1 protein-coding gene is annotated in these 1,281 nt (G+C 60.0%); it reads left to right on the forward strand.

Going from position 1 to position 1,281, the window contains the following annotated elements; genetic code table 11:
• The first annotated feature begins 150 nt into the window (after positions 1 to 150).
• Positions 151 to 1,164 carry an AI-2E family transporter gene (locus PMI37_RS19945; RefSeq protein ID WP_008084262.1) on the forward strand — a complete coding sequence of 338 codons (1,014 nt, stop codon included), beginning with the start codon at positions 151 to 153 and terminating at the stop codon, positions 1,162 to 1,164.
• Positions 1,165 to 1,281: the final 117 nt, after the last annotated feature.

Genomic DNA, 1,281 nt, shown 5'->3' on the forward strand with positions numbered 1-1,281 from the left:
AGCCTGCGGCAGCGCCTACAGGAGATGAATGTAGGAGCTGCCGCAGGCTGCGATCTTTTCGGCGCGACGGGCACCCCGGGCCTGTGCTCGCTTCGGCGCCGGAACGCTGGCAGACTGCCAATCCTTTTACGCCGTTCGTTTTGAGGCTGTATGCCAACGTTTTCTGAGCGTCATGTTGTGTTCTGGGTCAGTTGCATTATCATTTTCGGCGGATTGCTGTTGGTGTTGCCGTTGCGCTTGTTGCCGAGCCTGTTGGCCGGGTTGCTGGTGTTCGAACTGGTCAACATGCTCACCCCGCAATTGCAGCGGTTGATTGAAGGTCGACGTGCGCGCTGGCTGGCGGTGGCGCTACTGGGTACGTTGGTAGTCAGCGTGCTGGCGCTGCTCTTTGCTGGTGCGATCAGTTTCCTGCTGCACGAAGCGGAAAACCCCGGTGCCTCACTGGATAAATTCATGGGCGTGGTTGATCGTGCGCGCGGGCAATTGCCGCCGTTCATCGACGCCTATCTGCCCGCTAGTGCCGGTGAATTCCGTGTAGCGATCGGCGAATGGCTGAGCAAGCATCTCTCCGAACTGCAACTGGTCGGCAAAGACGCGGCGCACATGTTTGTGACGCTGCTGATCGGCATGGTGCTCGGCGCGATCATCGCCCTGCAGCGCGTGCCCGACGTCACCAAGCGCAAACCGCTGGCGGCGGCGCTGTTCGACCGTCTGCACCTGCTGGTTCAGGCGTTTCGCAATATTGTCTTCGCGCAGATCAAGATCGCCTTGCTCAACACTTTCTTCACCGGGATCTTCCTCGCGGTGATCCTGCCGATGTTCGGCGTGAAGCTGCCGTTGACCAAAACCCTGATCGTGCTGACCTTCCTGCTTGGCTTGCTACCGGTGATCGGCAATCTGATTTCCAACACACTGATCACCATCGTCGGCCTGTCGCTGTCAATCTGGGTGGCGGTGGCGGCGTTGGGTTATCTGATCGTTATCCACAAGCTCGAATACTTCCTCAACGCGCGCATTGTCGGCGGGCAGATCAGTGCCAAGTCGTGGGAGTTGTTGCTGGCGATGCTGGTGTTCGAGGCCGCGTTCGGCCTGCCGGGGGTGGTGGCGGGGCCGATTTATTACGCGTATTTGAAGAGTGAGTTGAAGCTGGGCGGGATGGTGTAACCACCCCGTGATCGTTCCCACGCTCTGCGTGGGAAAGCATCCCGTGACGCTCCGCGTCACAGCCTCAACAGCGGACGCAGAGCGTCCATGGCGGGGTTCCCACGCGGAGCGTGGGAA

It is taken from the genome of Pseudomonas sp. GM80 (assembly GCF_000282515.1).
GTDB lineage: Bacteria > Pseudomonadota > Gammaproteobacteria > Pseudomonadales > Pseudomonadaceae > Aquipseudomonas.